Below are 14,065 nucleotides of genomic sequence, written 5' to 3'. Positions count from 1 at the left end.
TTGTGCCGTGGACGCCGCGTCGCCAGAACTGCTCGCCGATCAACCGCCGGCGTCCGTACTCAGTGCCTTTGCCGCAGTGACAGTCTCCGTCGGCCGGACAGCGGCGATGGTGATACGCCACAAGATCGCGATGCCGCGCGACCGGGTCGGCGACGTGCTGCGGTTCGCCGACGGATCCCACGGCCGGATCTACCGCGACACGGTGATCACCGGCGCGCAATCGGCCGACCCGGCCGTACTGCTGGTCTGTTTTCGGCTGCGCTGGATTCGCGGGGCCGGCCACACGGCGTTTCGTGTCGAAAGTCTGTTGAACACGCCATTGTTCGCCGGCTTCTCCGGCTTCCGGTCCAAGTTGTGGCTCGCCAACGACGAGAACGGCCGCTACCGGGGCGTCTACCAGTGGGACGGTACGGAACTGGCCGAGTCGTATGCCCGCCGGCTGTGGTGGGTCCTCGCATTGGTGAGTCCCCCACGGTCCATCCGCTACATCGTCCTCCGTGGCCTGCGTCGCGATGACGTCGTGGACGACCCGACGCTTCTGGCCGGAATCCCGGGCGGTGAATCGGCCTGGTGGCGAATCACCGAACGGGTCCCGACATCAACTGGGAAGATCGTGCTGTGACTACCCAGCACCAACTTCCCAGCAACCGTTCCTAGGCGAGTTGGTCCCGCCGGCGAGTCAGGTAGGCCGTCTCGGCGGAGTTCCCGGCCAGTTCGATCGCCCGGTCGTACGCCACGCGGGATTCCTCGCTGCGGCCAAGCCGGCGCAACAGGTCGGCGCGGGCGGCGTGGTAGGCGTGATATCGGGCCAACGTGTCGCCGAGACGGTCGATGATCGCCAGCGCGACCTCCGGGCCGTCGAGCTCGGCGACGGCGACCGCCCGGTTCAACGCGACGATCGGCGATGGATCCAGGACGATCAGCTGGTCGTAGAGAGCCACGATCTGGGACCAATCGGTGTCCCGCATGTCCCGCGCGGACGTGTGTACGGCGTTGATCGCTGCCAGGATCTGATAACGGCCGGGGGCGGCACCGCTGGCCAGCCGCTCCATCACCAGCCGGTGACCCTCGGCGATCAGCGAACCGTCCCAGGATCCTCGATCCTGCTCGTCGAGTGTGACCAGTTCCCCGGTTGCCGACACCCGTGCCGTGCGACGGGCCTCGATCAGCAGCATCAGGGCCAGCAGCCCGGCGACCTCGCCGTCCCGCGGCAACATGCCGCGCAGCAGGCGGGTGAGCCGGATGGCTTCTGAGGTGAGTTCATGGCGTACCGGGTCCGAGTCGGCACCGGTGGCCAGATAGCCCTCGTTGAAGATCAGGAACAGTACCGACAACACCCCGCCCACCCGGCCAGGAAGATCACCGGTGGCGGGCACCCGGTACGGGATCCGGGCGGCCTTGATCTTGGTCTTTGCGCGGGTGATCCGGCGGCCCATGGCCGGCTCCTGCACGAGGAACGCGCGCGCGATCTCGGGCACCGTCAGGCCGCCCACCATCCGAAGGGTGAGTGCCACCCGAGCCTCCATCGCCAGCGCCGGATGACAACAGGTGAAGATCAACCGGAGCCGGTCGTCGTCGATGGCACCCACCGGTTGGGGCGGGTCGTCGTCATACATCAGCTGGGCCTGCCGCTGCTTGTCCTCACGCCTGCTCTCCCGCCTGATCCGGTCGATGGCCTTGCGCTGAGCGGTTGTGGTGAGCCAGGCCCCCGGGTTGGGAGGCACGCCGTCGATCGGCCATCGTTCGACCGCGGTTGCGAACGCCTCGGCCGCTGCCTCCTCTGCGATGTCCAGATCGCCGAACCGTCGGGCCAGCGCGGCGACGATCCGCGCCCATTCGTCCCGGTGCGCCCCGTCGATCGCGTGTCGGAAGTCGATCACTTCACAGAACCGCGAACGGTCTGACCTCGACCCTTCGGTTGCAGGCCCTCGAGCCCGCAGCCGCCAGACGCAACGCAACGTCAAGGTCGTCGGCCTCGAAGATCCAGAAGCCGGCCAGGAATTCCTTGGTCTCCACGAACGGCCCGTCGCTGATCACCGGTTCGTCACCGCGATTGTCGATCACGGTGGCCGTGCTCGGTGCTGCGAGACCCGCCGCGAACACCCAGTGGCCGCCGGCCCGAACCCGGTCGTTGAAGGCGTCGATGGCAGACATCTCGTCGTCTGTCGCCAGATCCGTCCCGTCGTGGATCACCGAAACGAAGTACTGCATGGAAGATCATCCCTTTCAGGTCGTCCGTGGTGGTTGTCATCACTGCAACGAACGGTTCTCCCCCAATCCGACACGGCCGGCACGGTCGCCGGGCGCGAAGTCTCATAATCAGCACATCTGTGTCACATCTTCACAAATTCTTGAGAATGTAGTCCCAACTGGTCTGTTCGCAAGGCAGATTGGCAGCTACACAAAATCATCGAACACGTGTGACGAGTGAGGATTCATGACGCGATTCGGGGGACATCGGGGTGCGATCGGGATCGCGGCGGTCATAACGGCCGGCCTCGTCCTGGCAGGCTGCGGCCGGGCTGCGAGCCCAACCGGAGAATCGTCGCACTCCCCCAGCTCCCCGACTGCGCCGGCGAGCGCTCCCTCAGCGGGAGGTACACAGCCACCGACCTCGTCCCCGTCCGGCGCGAGCCCCGTCTCGGTCCGGGTGAACGTCCCGAAGCATGCGGACCAGGTCAAGGTCAACAAGGTGATCAAGGTGACCGCGACCAACGGCACCCTCAGCAAGATCGCAGTCAAGGGGAAGTACGTCGACCACGGGGTCACCAAGGAGACGACCATCGACGGCACCCTCGACGAGAGCAGGACCACGTGGAAGGCGTCGGAGCTGCTCGAGCCCAACGGAAGATACACGGTCACCGCGACGGGGGTGAACGCCGATGGTCAGAGCAGGACGACCACCACGAAGTTCGAGTCCCAGGCCCTGACTCTCGACCAACAGATCTACCCGGCCTTCGTCAGCCTGGGCAAGAAGGTCGGCGTCGGCGCTCCGGTGGTGCTGCGCTTCGACCGGCCGGTCAAGGACCGGGCCGAGTTCGAACGGCATCTGCGGGTCACCAGCACGTCGCATCAGAAGGGCAGCTGGCACTGGTACAGCGACACCGAGGTGCACTGGCGTCCTGCCCACTACTGGAAGCCCGGCACGAGGGTGACCGCGACCGCAGAGCTCAACAGCGTCCCGGCCGGCAGCGGCGAGTACGGCCAGCGCAGCACCTCGACGAGTTTCACGGTCGGTGATTCGGTGATCACCAAGGTCAACCTGAAGACTGATGTCGCGAAGGTGTACGTCAACGGCCACAAGGCGCGCAAGATCTTCGTCAGCGGCGGAAAGCCGTCGACGCCGACGAGCAGTGGGACCAGCCTGATCACCCAGAAACTGACTGACTACGTGATGACCTCGGAGATGATCGGTCTGCCGAAGTCCGGACCCGAGTCGTACCGGCTGCTCGCGGCGTACGCGATGCGGATCACCACCTCGGGTCAGTTCCTCCACTCCGCTCCGTGGAACACGCCCTACTTCGGTCGGGTGAACGCAAGCCACGGTTGCGTCGGGATGAGCGTGGAGGACTCGCGCTGGCTGTTCGAGCGGGCGCTCCCGGGCAGCCCGGTGACGGTCACCGGCACAGACCGTCCGCTGGAGACCGGCAACGGCCTGACCGACTGGAACGTGGACTTCAAGACCTACGCCGAAGGCAGTGCCCTCTAGCATCCACGAGCCCGCGGCACCTGATTGATCAGCCGCTCACGTAGTCGGCCAGGTGCTGACCGGTCAGCGTCTTGCGCCCGGCCACCAGATCGGCGGGAACGCCTTCGAACACGATCCGGCCACCGTCGTGACCCGCGCCCGGGCCGAGGTCGATGATCCAGTCGGCGTGAGCCATCACGGCCTGATGGTGCTCGATGACGATCACCGACTTGCCGGAGTCGACCAAGCGGTCGAGCAGGCCGAGCAGCTGCTGCACGTCGGCCAGGTGCAGACCGACGGTCGGCTCATCCAGGACGTAGATGTCCCCCGGCTCCCCCATCTGCGTTGCCAGCTTCAGCCGCTGCCGTTCACCGCCCGACAGCGTGGTCAGTGGCTGGCCGAGCGTCAGGTACCCGAGGCCGACATCGGCCAGCCGAAGCAGGATCTTGTGCGCCGCCGGTGTCTTGGCGTCCCCGTCGGCGAAGAACGCCACCGCGTCGTCGACCGCCATGGCAAGCACCTCACTGATGTCCTTGCCGGCGAGCCGGTACTCGAGCACATCCGCGGAGAATCGCCGGCCCTCGCAGACCTCACAGGTCGTCGACACACTTGCCATGATGCCGAGGTCGGTGTAGACGACGCCGGCACCGTTGCAGTTGGGGCAGGCGCCTTCGGAGTTCGCGCTGAACAGGGCCGGCTTGACCCCGTTGGTCTTGGCGAACACCTTGCGGATCGGGTCCAGCAGCCCGGTGTAGGTCGCCGGGTTGCTCCGTCGGGAGCCACGGATCGAGGTCTGGTCGACGACCACAACGCCGTCCCGGCCGGCCACCGAACCGTTGATCAACGAGCTCTTTCCAGAACCGGCGACCCCGGTGATCACCGCAAGCACACCCAGCGGGATGTCGACGTCCACCTTCTGCAGGTTGTTGGTGTCCGCGCCACGGACCTCAAGTGCGCCCGACGGCGTCCGGGTCGCATCCTTCAACCTGGCCCGATCATCCAGATGCTGACCGGTGATCGTCGTACTGGCGCGCAGCCCGTCGACACTCCCCTGGTACATCACCTGGCCCCCGTTGCTGCCGGCGCCCGGACCGAGATCGACGGCATGGTCGGCGATGGTGATGATCTCCGGTTTGTGCTCGACGACCAGCACGGTGTTGCCCTTGTCCCGCAACTGACGCAGCAGCCTGTTCATCCGCTGGATGTCGTGCGGATGCAGGCCGATGGAGGGCTCGTCGAAGACGTAGGTGACATCGGTCAGCGACGATCCGAGGTGCTTGATCATCTTGGTGCGCTGTGCCTCGCCACCGGACAACGTGCCCGCCGGCCGGTCCAGCGACAGGTAGCCCAGGCCGATCTCGGTGAATGCGTCGAGGGTCTCGCCGAGCGCCTTCAGTAGCGGTGCGACCGACGGTTCATCCAACGTCTTCACCCACTCGGACAGATCGGTGATCTGCATAGCGCAGGCATCGGCGATGCTGATCCCGTTGATCTTGGAGGAGCGGGCCTCCGTGCTGAGCCGGGTGCCGTCGCACTCGGGGCAGACGGAGAAGGTGATCACGCGGTCGACGAAGGCGCGGACGTGCGGCTGCATCGCCTCCCGGTCCTTGGACAACATCGACTTCTTGATCTTGGGAATCAGTCCCTCGTAGGTCAGGTTGATGCCCTCGACCTTGATCTTGGTCGGTTCCTTGTAGAGCAGGTCGTTCAGCTCACGCTTGGTGAACTTGCGGATCGGCTTGTCCATGGCGAAGAACCCTGAGCCACTGAAGATCCGGCCGTACCAGCCGTCCATGCTGTAGCCGGGGACCGTGAGGGCGCCTTCGTTCAACGACTTCGAATCGTCATAGAGTGCCTGCAGGTCGAAGTCGGTCACCGCTCCGCGCCCCTCGCAGCGTGGGCACATCCCGCCGAGGATGCTGAAGCTGCGCCGCTCCCGCAGCGTCTGGCCGCCCTTGGTGATGTTGACCGCGCCGGCGCCACTGATCGAGGCGACGTTGAAGGAGAAGGCCTGTGGAGCACCGATGTGCGGCTCGCCGAGCCGGCTGAACAGGATGCGCAACATCGCACCGGTGTCGGTCGCCGTTCCGACGGTCGATCGCGGATCGGAACCCATACGTTCCTGGTCGACGATGATCGCCGTCGTGAGACCGTCCAGGACGTCGACGTCCGGCCGGTTCAATGTCGGCATGAAGCCCTGGATGAAGGCGCTGTAGGTCTCGTTGATCATCCGCTGGGACTCCGCGGCGATGGTGCCGAAGACCAGAGAACTCTTGCCCGATCCGGAGACCCCGGTGAACACGGTCAGCCTGCGCTTGGGCAGATCGATGGTGATGTCCTTGAGGTTGTTCTCCCGGGCACCGACGACCCGGATCTGATCGTGGCTGTCCGCCGGGTGCCGTTTCGTCATCGTGGTGTTCGCGGTTCTGGTGGCACCCTTGCTGGCCATGGTCAAGCTCCCCCTCCGGTGAGACCTGCGGTGTACGGCGAGTGGTACGGATCGCCGCGCAGAGCGACGAGATAGTGGTACGGCGATCTACCGTACGCGATTTCGAAGCGTCGACTCAGCGTCCGCGGCGCGAGGCCGACACTGTGAGCGATTCTCTCGATGTCCAGCGCCGTGCCGGGCTCCCGAGCGATGCGGTCGCGAACCCTGCGCAGCAGCAGATACTCGTCATTGGCTACGACGCTCGTGGTCGGCGCGGCGGCCAGTGTTTCGATGAGACCCGGGTAGCACATCGGCGATCTCAGCGGGGCTCGGCCGGACGGCCCCAGGCAAAGCCGTCCGGATCGGTGAACGGATCGGCCGTGCTGTTGATGATCAGGCGGTGCGAGCCTTCGCCCTCGGGTGGGACGCCGGCGTCCTTGGCCAGCGCGCGGCGGCCGTAGAGGGCCAGCTTGACGGTGCCCGGCCGGCTCGCGAATTCGACATATTTGCGGCCGAAGCTCTTTGCCACGGCCAGGCCGCGGGACAGGTACAGATCCCTGGTGGCCGCCATGTCGCAGACACCGAGCAGGATCACCAGTTCGTCGATGCGCCCCGGCTTGCCCGGTGCGTCCTTCTTGGTGGAGGTCGCCACCTTCCACAAGGTTCCGTCAGGTGACCGGAAGACACCGCCGTAACCCCAGAACGACTTGGTGACGGGCTTGATCATGGTCGCTCCGGCGGTGATCGCAGAACGGGTGACCTGGTCCACGGCCGATGGCTGGTCGGCAATCAGTGAAAGGGTGAATCCGCGGAACCCTGACGATGGCGCGGCGGCCGGGCGCAGTCGCAGTTGATCTTTCAGCTGAGCTTCCAGATCGAGTGCTGCGTAGAAGGCCGCGGCCTCGTTGACGTCGTCGACCTCGAGCGAGATCGAGGTGATCGCCGGTGTGGTGGTCGTTGTTGTGTCCATGTCCACCACGCTATGGGCGCCCCGGCGTGCCTGCTTCTCGATTCCTGATCACTTGGTGATCAGCCGGATCAACCACTGCGGGTTCGCGTCGCCGCAGCACTGCGTAGGCGGCGATCGGCACCAGCAACGCGGTCAGCACACCGGACAGCACGAGTCCCCCGGACGTACCGGCGAAGAGGATGAGCGGGCCTCCGACGAGCAGTCCCAACGGCGCCGCCACGGTGGAACCTGTCGTCCAGAGCGTGACCACCTGTTGTTGTTCGTCGTCCCTGAGGCCGGATTGCAGGAAGCTGTAGGCCACCGGGGTGAACGGCGCGTACACCAGTCCACCCAGGGCGAAAACGATCATTGCAGCGGGCAGCGTGGTGACGAGGGCCAGCGCGATCGGGCACGCAGCCCAGAGCCCGATGATCGCGATCAGCAAATGGCGCTGCGGCAGCCGGCGCAGCCGGTCGACGAGCGCCGCGCCGAGGAACGCCCCGACACCCAGCGCTCCCCACATTGCGCCGAGTGCGGAGGCGTCGGCGTGCAGCCGACCGCGGACGAGCAACGGTAGTGCGATCTCGACCGGCATGTAGAAGAAGTTGAAGAAGAACTCGACCACCAGCAGGCGGGCGGCAACCGGACGGCGGCGCAGGATCCGCAAGCCGGATTCGCGGCCGGCCCGGGACCGCGGCTCTGCCACAACCGCGCGTCGGGTGGTGGCCAGGACGGCAGCCAGGAGCAACAGGGCACCGGCGGCATCGCAGAACAACGCGACGCCTGGACTTGTGACGGCGACGATGACCCCGCCGATGACCGGGCCGAGGATGTAGAGCGCGATCGTCACGTTCAGGCCGAGCAGGCCGTTGACCGCGTACCGTCCGCGATCGCCGGCGATAGCCGTGGCGAGCAGCCGTCGGCTGCTCGATCCGGCGATCCGGAAGACCGAGCCGAGCAGCAGGCCGATGATCAGCACAACCAGGCTGAGCCGGTGGGTGACGGCCAGTAGACCCAGGACGCCGAGGACGACCGAGCGGGAGACCGAGTCGGCGATCAGTACCGTCCTCGGCAGTATTCGCAGTCGGCCAACACCGATCGCCAGGGCGAGCACCGCCGCCAGGGCGTACGGCGCGGTCTCGACCAGTCCGATGGCTATCGGCTTGGCGACCCTGCCGTGGATGGCGAGTGTCTGTACCGGCATGGCAACGATCAGCATGCCGGTACCGACGGTCGCCAGCAGGTCCCCCAGGATCAGACCGAACACCCGACGGTCCGCCAACGCCTGCCCGTACGACAGGCTCGGCGGCGTCTCGGGTGCTGGGTCCTCCATGGATCGTCGCGTGTGTCGACGCGGCGCGTCAGCTGCGCTGCTGGATCCGGATCATGTTGCCGGCAGGGTCGCGAAAGGCGCAGTCACGAACGCCATACGGCTGGTCGGTCGGCTCCTGGACGACCTCGGCGTCCTTGCCCGCGATCTCGGCGAACGACGCGTCGACGTCCTTGCTGGCCAACAGCAGGGTTCCGAACGTTCCCTTGGCCATCATCTCGGCGATGGTCTTCTTCTCTTCGTCGGTGGCGCCGGGATTGGCGTTCGGTGGCCAGAGCACGACCGCGGTGTCAGGCTGGTCGGGCGGGCCGACGGTGATCCACCGGTACGCGCCCTGGCCGACGTCAAGCCGTACTTCGAAGCCGAGCACGTCCCGGTAGAAGGCCAGCGACGCCTCCGGGTCATCGAGCGGCAGGAAACTTGAGTGAATGGTGAGGTCCATGGCGATCACGCTAGTTGGGTGGTCACCACCGGCGCTTCTTGATTCCTGACCGGTCTGGTGACCTGTTTCGCGACACAGGCCGGAAGGCCTTCGGTGATGCCGCTGGTCTGTTGCCGGTAGGCGCTCGGCGACATGCCGACCAGCTCGGCGAACCGGGTGCTGAAGGTGCCGAGGGAGGAGCATCCCACCGCGAAACAGACCTCGGTGACGCTGAGCTCGCCACGCCGCAACAGGGCCATCGCCCGCTCGATCCTGCGGGTCATCAGATAGGAGTACGGCGACTCCCCGTAGGCCTGCTTGAACTGGCGGCTGAGGTGGCCCGCCGACATGTGGGCGTCCCGGGCCAATGCTTCGACATTCAAGGGCTGCGCGTAGTCGCGATCGATCCGATCCCGCACCCGACGCAGCCGCGCCAGATCGCGCAGTCGCTCGGCATCCTCAACCCTGCTGGTCACATCACCGATGGTGCCACACGTTGGTCGTGTCCTGGCTGTATCGGCACCGATCAGCAACACAGACGGTGATCACCGCGACTCGAGCACGGCAAGATCACGTTCGGCGTATTGCCGATGCGACCACTCCTCGTCGATGACGCCGAGCAGGCACCCGCGTACGGAATAGCTCTGCGACTCCGGATAGCCCGGCGCTTCGACCGGTGTGGTCATGGCGGACAGCTTCTCCTCGGTCAACTCATCGATCACCCGCCGGACGACGGACTGGCGATCGACGCGCAGTTCGAGGATCTCGTCCAGGGCCGGGCGAACCAGGAGATTCCGCGGCACACCAGGCGTGTTCGGCATCTGGTCGTGCGGCAGATCCAGTGCGTCCCAGGGCGACGGGTCGCCCAGGACGGTACGCAGTATCCAGGCGTCGGTGGCGAACACCAGATGTCGCAGGGTCTGGATGAAACTCCACTCCTCGTCGACCGACTCGTTGAGCAGTTCCGGCGGCAGCCGGCGCGCCCGGTCCACCGTCGACGCCCACAGACCGGAGATCAGTTCCCACGCCTCACCGAAGCCTCGGGGATCGGTCGGCCGCAGCTTCAACCGCTCCGGGTGGCGACGATCCAATTCGGCCTCGATCAGCGGCCCGACGTCCACTCCGTTGATGACGAGGTTCTCTGCCCAGCCGTCGATGGTGACGTTGTGCAGATCGACGGCACGCATCGTCACGCCGCTCAGATCAACCAGCCGGAAGCGCGACCCGCTCAGATCCACCGAGCGGAACCGTGCATCGGTCAGACGGACGTCGGTGAACTCGGCCCCGGCCAGGTCATCGTCGGTGAACTCGGCCACACACCGAGCTTGTCACCGCCGCCGATCAAGGTCCAGTCCCTGCGATGATCGATGGCCATGGGCACCAATACCGAGTGGCAGCACGCGGAGTTCCAGCGGATCGCTGCTGCCCTACCTGGGGTGGACGCCGATCCGCACGGCTCCTTCGGACAGCAGGACCGACTCGACGGCTGGAGTGATCTTGATCTGCGATTGACCACCGATGAGCCGATCCCGGCCGTCGCGCTGTTCGGTGACGCGCCGTGGGCGTACGAAGATGTACGCGCTGACACCGCCGAGGTGTGTCGGACGGTGCTGACTGACGGGCGTCGGATCGACGTTTCGATCACCGGCGCGGGCCGGATCCAGGGACTGTCGGCGGCGCCGGACAATGACGTCCGCTTCTTGGCCGCGATGGCGGCCGCCAAGCTCGGCCGGGGCGATCGGTTGATCGGTGGCCATCTCACACTGGAGTTGCTACGCGCGTGCCTGGTCGTCGCGATGCAGTTGCGGGATCGGGATCTCGGCACGACGGTGCATCGCACGGGCGGCGCCCGGGACCGCTACGCGGAGCTGGTGATGAGTCTGGCCGCCGTGCCGTTGACCGTCTCGCCGCGGCCGAACATCGTCGAACGGGCTGTCGAGGTGTACGCGACCTGGCGGACGGAACTGGACCCTGGGTATGTTTCCTGGTGGAGCCCTCTTGTCGGATTGATCGACCGCGGACTGGATAAGTCCTCCTCCGGATAGGCTCGAAGAACACCGACAGAAGCCCTGGACTGACGTTCCGTGGTGGAAGGAGACGACCCAGATGGCTGCCGACGACCCGCGAGACGACATCCCCGAGGCGGACCGCGCCGAACAGGAGCGGGACGCCGGCCCGGGGTTCGGTGTCGACCCTGACGACGATGACCAGGCGGGTTCCGCGATCGACGACGATCTCGAGATCGATCCTCTGAACGCGGACGAGGCCGACCAGCTCGAGCAGGCCATCGCCGTACCGGTCGACGACGAGGATTACGACCAGCCAGGCTAGGGCTCGCGCAGTGCCCACTGCGCGGAAGCCACAGCCGCGGGCCGGGTGACAGGGCCGTCCATTGGGTACGGATCTGATCTCTGACCGGATCTGACCCAGTGGAGGACCTCCATGCGACCAACTCCCGGCGCACCCAGCAGTGCAACTCCCCCGGTTGCCGAACCCACCGATCCGCGGAAGCCGTTGCCGCCCAAGCCTGACCAGTCGGCCCCCGACGTCAGGACACCGACGGGAACGGATACCGGCGCTCCGACGGAGGCGAACAGCCAGCAGGGTGCCTTCCTGACCACCTCGCAGGGGGCCCGGCTTCGGGATAGCGAACACTCGCTGAAAGCCGGAGTCCGCGGACCGACCCTGCTGCAGGACCACCATCTCCGCGAGAAGATCACCCATTTCGATCATGAACGCATCCCTGAACGGGTGGTGCACGCCCGTGGCGCGGCAGCTCACGGCGTGTTCGAGGGCTATGGGACCGCCGACCACATCACCGTTGCGGGCTTCCTGGCGAAAGGCAAGCAGACGCCGGTCTTCACTCGGTTCTCCACCGTGCTCGGTTCCCGGGGATCGGCCGACACAGTACGCGACACCCGCGGTTTCGCGACCAAGTTCTACACCGATGAGGGCACCTTCGATCTCGTCGGCAACAACATCCCGGTGTTCTTCATCCAGGACGGGATCAAGTTCCCGGACGCCATCCACGCCGGCAAGCCCCATCCCGATCGGGAGATTCCCCAGGCACAGAGCGCCCACGACACGTTCTGGGACTTCGTGTCCCTGCACACCGAGGGCCAGCACCACACCATGTGGAACATGTCGGATCGAGGGATACCGCGCTCCTACCGGATGATGGAGGGCTTCGGGGTCCACACCTTCCGGATGATCAACTCCACCGGCGCGGCGACGCTGGTCAAGTTCCACTGGAAGCCCAAGCTCGGAGTGCATTCGCTGACCTGGGAGGAGGCCCAGCTGATCGGCGGTCTGGACCCGGACTTCCATCGTCGCGATCTTGCGGACGCGATCGAGGCCGGCGCGTTCCCGCAATGGGAACTGGGCGTACAGGTGTTTCCCGACACGCCGGACCAGATGTTCCAGGGGATCGACCTGCTTGATCCGACCAAGATCGTTCCGGAGGAGCTCGCGCCGGTGCAGGCGATCGGCTTGTTGACACTGAATCGCAATCCGACGAACTTCTTCGCCGAGACCGAGCAGGTGGCCTTCCATCCCGGACACCTGCCACCCGGTATCGATGTCACCGACGATCCTCTGTTGCAGGCACGATTGTTCTCCTACATCGACACCCAGATCACCAGGCTGGGCGGGCCGAACTTCGGGCAGATTCCGATCAACCGGCCGCACGCTCCGGTCAACGACATGTTGCGTGACGGCTTCCACCAGGATGCTGTGCACGGTGGTGCGGCTCCGTACAAGCCCAACTCGCTTGACGGCAGCTGTCCGTTCTTCGCCGGAGCCGATGACCATGCATTCATCGATGCTCCGGTGGGGATAGCTACCGGAGCAACCAAGGTACGCGGGCAGGCTGCATCCTACGATGATCATTTCAGCCAGGTCCGGCTGTTCTGGCTGAGCATGAGTCCGGTCGAGAAGGAACACATCATCCGTGCCTACACCTTCGAACTGGGCAAGGTCTACGAGCAGTCGATCAAGGAACGGCAACTGCTTGCGTTGGCCAATATCGACCCGGTGCTGTGCTCGGAGGTCGCTGCGGGACTCGGTCTGCCCGCTCCCGATCCGACGATCGAACTCCTCGATGTCGAGCCGAGCCCTGCCTTGTCACAGGTCGGGAAGAAATGGCCGGTCGACGGTCGGATGATCGGCATCGTCGTCGATCAGGACGCCGACGCGTCCGAACTCGCCGCCTTGCGCACTACGATCGACGGGGCGGGTTTGGTGCCGCTCATCATCGCGGCACACGGCGGCATGATCGGTGACGTTCCCGTGCAACGGACGTTCGCCACAGCACGCTCGGTCGAGTTCGACGCCGTCCTGCTCGGCGGCTGCCCGTCACCGGCACCTGACGCGTTGGCGTCTCGAGACGGCAAGGCCGGCGCTGCCGACGTGGATGATCTTGATCCCCGGGTGGTGCTGTTGATCGAGGAATGCTTCCGGCAGGCCAAACCGATCGGGTCCTGGGCCGCCGGTAACGAGGCTCTGACGAAGGCCGGTTACCAGACCGGCACCGGAATCATCACCGGCGCCTCGGCGGAACGGACGTTCGAGACGGTGCTCGGCGTGCTGCCGGAACATCGGGTTTGGGAAAGATTCCCGACATCGGTGTGACCGCCGCGGTGTAGATCGCTGAGTGTGATCACTTCGGTGGCGCCGACGCGTGGGCCGGCCGGGAGCCGAGCTCGGCCAGGGCGGCTGCAAGCGCGTCGGCGCTGCTGGTGGTGTCCACAACCGTGCACGGGCCGTCCCGCTGTTCGTCCCAGGGCGACCAGTCAAGGCTTTGCACCCACTGCCAGTCAGGGACCTGTTGGCCAGGCATGTCCGGTTCGCGGAGTTCGACGCGACGACGATGTTCGGCCACATCCGGCAGGCAGGTCTGGAACATGATCAACTGGCCCCCGTTGGCCGCCGCGGTCTCGGCCCAGCCGGTCCGTGACTCCGGAACCGGACAGACCGCGTCGACGACGACGTCCTGCCCGAGGCGGAGATTCGAACCGGCCAGGAAGTGTGCCACGACGTACCCTTCGGCACCCACCTGTTGATGATCTCCGCGAGCGACCTGGATCGCGGTCTCGACCGCATCGATTCTGAGGTAGGTCGCATTGAGTCGTCGGACCAGCGCGCTGGCGAGGGTCGTCTTGCCGGTTCCGGGTAGACCGGTCACCAGGATCAGTCGTGGCACATCCGTGACTGTAGCGACCGGGCCCGAGTGCGAGGCTTACCCGGCTGTC

Annotated in this window: 15 protein-coding genes; 5 read left to right on the top strand and 10 right to left on the bottom strand. The window is 65.9% G+C overall.

Translation table 11 applies throughout. The annotated features are described in order from the left end of the window. Positions 1–7 precede the first annotated feature (7 nt). Positions 8–622, top strand: a complete 615-nt coding sequence (locus tag GJV80_RS06460) for a hypothetical protein (RefSeq protein ID WP_230208191.1) — start codon at positions 8–10, stop codon at positions 620–622. A 31-nt stretch (positions 623–653) separates the two neighbouring features. Here the strand turns inward: GJV80_RS06460 and GJV80_RS06455 are convergent, their stop codons facing one another. Both GJV80_RS06455 and GJV80_RS06450 read right to left on the bottom strand, forming a co-directional pair. Next, a complete protein-coding gene (locus tag GJV80_RS06455; RefSeq protein ID WP_154687188.1) occupies positions 654–1,880 on the bottom strand; it encodes an RNA polymerase sigma factor in 1,227 nt (408 codons plus the stop codon). A gap of 1 nt (position 1,881) precedes the next feature. Further along, on the bottom strand, positions 1,882–2,211 hold the full coding sequence (locus tag GJV80_RS06450) for a YciI family protein (protein ID WP_154687187.1): 330 nt from the start codon (positions 2,209–2,211) through the stop codon (positions 1,882–1,884). A gap of 439 nt (positions 2,212–2,650) precedes the next feature. On the opposite strand from GJV80_RS06450, the gene GJV80_RS06445 reads away from it, so the two are divergent. Next, positions 2,651–3,709, top strand: coding sequence for an Ig-like domain-containing protein (locus GJV80_RS06445; protein WP_195909195.1), 1,059 nt, complete (start codon positions 2,651–2,653; stop codon positions 3,707–3,709). A gap of 28 nt (positions 3,710–3,737) precedes the next feature. Here the strand turns inward: GJV80_RS06445 and GJV80_RS06440 are convergent, their stop codons facing one another. The 7 genes from GJV80_RS06440 to GJV80_RS06410 form a co-directional block, all read right to left on the bottom strand. Next, complete coding sequence (locus GJV80_RS06440; RefSeq protein WP_230208190.1) at positions 3,738–6,137, bottom strand: excinuclease ABC subunit UvrA; 2,400 nt, start codon at positions 6,135–6,137, stop codon at positions 3,738–3,740. Positions 6,138–6,139: 2 nt separating this feature from the next. Beyond that, a complete protein-coding gene (locus tag GJV80_RS06435; protein WP_154687185.1) occupies positions 6,140–6,427 on the bottom strand; it encodes an AraC family transcriptional regulator in 288 nt (95 codons plus the stop codon). Positions 6,428–6,435: 8 nt separating this feature from the next. Continuing rightward, complete coding sequence (locus GJV80_RS06430; protein ID WP_154687184.1) at positions 6,436–7,086, bottom strand: glyoxalase; 651 nt, start codon at positions 7,084–7,086, stop codon at positions 6,436–6,438. Between the two features lie 10 nt (positions 7,087–7,096). Next, complete coding sequence (locus GJV80_RS06425; RefSeq protein ID WP_154687183.1) at positions 7,097–8,398, bottom strand: MFS transporter; 1,302 nt, start codon at positions 8,396–8,398, stop codon at positions 7,097–7,099. Positions 8,399–8,426: 28 nt separating this feature from the next. Beyond that, positions 8,427–8,837, bottom strand: coding sequence for a VOC family protein (locus GJV80_RS06420; RefSeq protein ID WP_154687182.1), 411 nt, complete (start codon positions 8,835–8,837; stop codon positions 8,427–8,429). 5 nt (positions 8,838–8,842) lie between these two features. Next, complete coding sequence (locus GJV80_RS06415) at positions 8,843–9,292, bottom strand: helix-turn-helix transcriptional regulator (protein WP_154687181.1); 450 nt, start codon at positions 9,290–9,292, stop codon at positions 8,843–8,845. Between the two features lie 69 nt (positions 9,293–9,361). Then, positions 9,362–10,132, bottom strand: coding sequence for a DinB family protein (locus GJV80_RS06410; RefSeq protein WP_154687180.1), 771 nt, complete (start codon positions 10,130–10,132; stop codon positions 9,362–9,364). 57 nt (positions 10,133–10,189) lie between these two features. Here GJV80_RS06410 and GJV80_RS06405 point away from each other — a divergent pair, with 57 nt between their 5' ends. From GJV80_RS06405 to GJV80_RS06395, 3 genes are all read left to right on the top strand, one after another. Then, a complete protein-coding gene (locus GJV80_RS06405) occupies positions 10,190–10,861 on the top strand; it encodes a hypothetical protein (protein ID WP_154687179.1) in 672 nt (223 codons plus the stop codon). A gap of 61 nt (positions 10,862–10,922) precedes the next feature. Beyond that, entirely contained in the window at positions 10,923–11,147 is a 225-nt protein-coding gene (locus GJV80_RS06400) for a hypothetical protein (protein ID WP_154687178.1), read from the top strand. A gap of 111 nt (positions 11,148–11,258) precedes the next feature. Then, positions 11,259–13,445: a catalase gene (locus GJV80_RS06395; protein WP_154687177.1), complete on the top strand. Its 2,187-nt coding sequence runs from the start codon at positions 11,259–11,261 to the stop codon at positions 13,443–13,445. A gap of 28 nt (positions 13,446–13,473) precedes the next feature. On the opposite strand, the gene GJV80_RS06390 is transcribed toward GJV80_RS06395, so the two are convergent. Beyond that, positions 13,474–14,016: an AAA family ATPase gene (locus GJV80_RS06390; protein WP_230208189.1), complete on the bottom strand. Its 543-nt coding sequence runs from the start codon at positions 14,014–14,016 to the stop codon at positions 13,474–13,476. Positions 14,017–14,065: the final 49 nt, after the last annotated feature.

Origin of the sequence: Microlunatus sp. Gsoil 973 (assembly GCF_009707365.1) — a bacterium.
Lineage (GTDB): Bacteria > Actinomycetota > Actinomycetes > Propionibacteriales > Propionibacteriaceae > Microlunatus.
The sequence above is the reverse complement of the archived record's forward strand: the minus strand, read 5'-3'. Positions and strand labels throughout refer to the sequence as shown.

Excerpts from the sequence above, each read along its gene's own strand:
- GJV80_RS06430 (WP_154687184.1), bottom strand. The coding sequence starts at position 7,086 with ATGGACACAACAACGACCACCACACCGGCGATCACCTCGATCTCGCTC.
- GJV80_RS06400 (WP_154687178.1), top strand. The coding sequence starts at position 10,923 with ATGGCTGCCGACGACCCGCGAGACGACATCCCCGAGGCGGACCGCGCC.
- GJV80_RS06420 (WP_154687182.1), bottom strand. The coding sequence starts at position 8,837 with ATGGACCTCACCATTCACTCAAGTTTCCTGCCGCTCGATGACCCGGAG.
- GJV80_RS06440 (WP_230208190.1), bottom strand. The coding sequence starts at position 6,137 with ATGGCCAGCAAGGGTGCCACCAGAACCGCGAACACCACGATGACGAAA.
- GJV80_RS06450 (WP_154687187.1), bottom strand. The coding sequence starts at position 2,211 with ATGCAGTACTTCGTTTCGGTGATCCACGACGGGACGGATCTGGCGACA.
- GJV80_RS06395 (WP_154687177.1), top strand. The coding sequence starts at position 11,259 with ATGCGACCAACTCCCGGCGCACCCAGCAGTGCAACTCCCCCGGTTGCC.
- GJV80_RS06435 (WP_154687185.1), bottom strand. The coding sequence starts at position 6,427 with ATGTGCTACCCGGGTCTCATCGAAACACTGGCCGCCGCGCCGACCACG.
- GJV80_RS06425 (WP_154687183.1), bottom strand. The coding sequence starts at position 8,398 with ATGGAGGACCCAGCACCCGAGACGCCGCCGAGCCTGTCGTACGGGCAG.
- GJV80_RS06405 (WP_154687179.1), top strand. The coding sequence starts at position 10,190 with ATGGGCACCAATACCGAGTGGCAGCACGCGGAGTTCCAGCGGATCGCT.